General features: G+C 69.3%; 2 protein-coding genes. Both read right to left on the bottom strand.

Annotated elements, in window-relative coordinates; translation table 11 throughout:
• Positions 1-389 (bottom strand): MFS transporter (locus ABZ260_RS51515; RefSeq protein WP_355633372.1); only part of this gene is annotated, 389 nt, incomplete at its 3' end.
• 133 nt (positions 390-522) lie between these two features.
• Positions 523-1,053 (bottom strand): NmrA family NAD(P)-binding protein (locus ABZ260_RS51510; protein ID WP_355633370.1); only part of this gene is annotated, 531 nt, incomplete at its 5' end.

Genomic DNA, 1,053 nt, shown 5'->3' with positions numbered 1-1,053 from the left:
ATGAACGGGCCCATCGCACCGAAGGCTGCCTGCAGTTCCCGGGGCGGGAACATCTCCTTCAGCATGCCGAGCCCTTGGGGGATCATGCAGGCGCCGAACAGGCCCTGCATCGCGCGAGCGGCGATCACCATCTCCGGCCCGGTCGCGATCGCGCACAGCAGGGAGCCCGCCACGAAGCCGTCGACGCCGATGAGGAACATGCGCTTTCGACCGGCGATGTCGCCGAGCCTGCCGCCGACCAGCAGGCCGGCGGTCATGGCCAGGGTGTAGGCCACCCCGAGCCATTGAATCAGGGAGGTGCCGCCGCCGAGGTCGGCCCGGATAGTCGGGCCGGCGATGCTGGTGACGGTGGAGTCCAGCATTTCCATCATCGAGCCGGTGAGGATCACCGCCAGAGCCGGCCACCGCCACCGGTAGGACGTGGATGCGGCCGGGGGCGGTGTCGCCGGCAGTGTCAAGGCGTCGGTCATGTAAGGGTTCCAATTCGAGGTGGGATGGAACGCCCAGGGCGATCGATGACGGTCAGCGGAAGTCCGCGACATGATCGCGGGCCCATTCGGCGTAGCTGCGCGAGGGGCGTCCGGTGACCTGTTCCACGTCCGGCCAGACCCGCATCAGCGCCGACCAGTCCTGGTCGGCGTAGCCATCGGCGCCGGTCGCGGCGCCGCCGTCGTACTCGATGAAGCCCAGCATCAGATCGGCCGACTCGGCGGCGAACCCTCCTTGTGCCTTCATCAGCTCACGGGCGCGCTCGCGGCTGACCTCTTCGTAGCGGACCGGTTCGCCGAGCGCGTCGGCGATGGCCGCCACCTGCTCGCGAACGGTGACCAGCCCCGGCCCGGTCAACGTGTACGCCCTGCCATGGTGGCCGTCCTCCAGCAGCGCGGCGACGGCGACTGCGGCGATGTCGGCCTCGTGGATCAGGTTCATCGGCTCCTCCGCGAACGGGTAGCGGACCACCCGCTCGGCCCGGATGGACGGCGCCCAGATCTGCAGCATGTTCGTCATGAACCCGCCCGGCCGCACATGCGTCCATTCCAGCCCGGACTCCTC

Source organism: Streptosporangium sp. NPDC006013 (assembly GCF_040614275.1).
In the GTDB taxonomy this organism is placed as follows: domain Bacteria; phylum Actinomycetota; class Actinomycetes; order Streptosporangiales; family Streptosporangiaceae; genus Streptosporangium.
The sequence above is the reverse complement of the archived record's forward strand: the minus strand, read 5'-3'. Positions and strand labels throughout refer to the sequence as shown.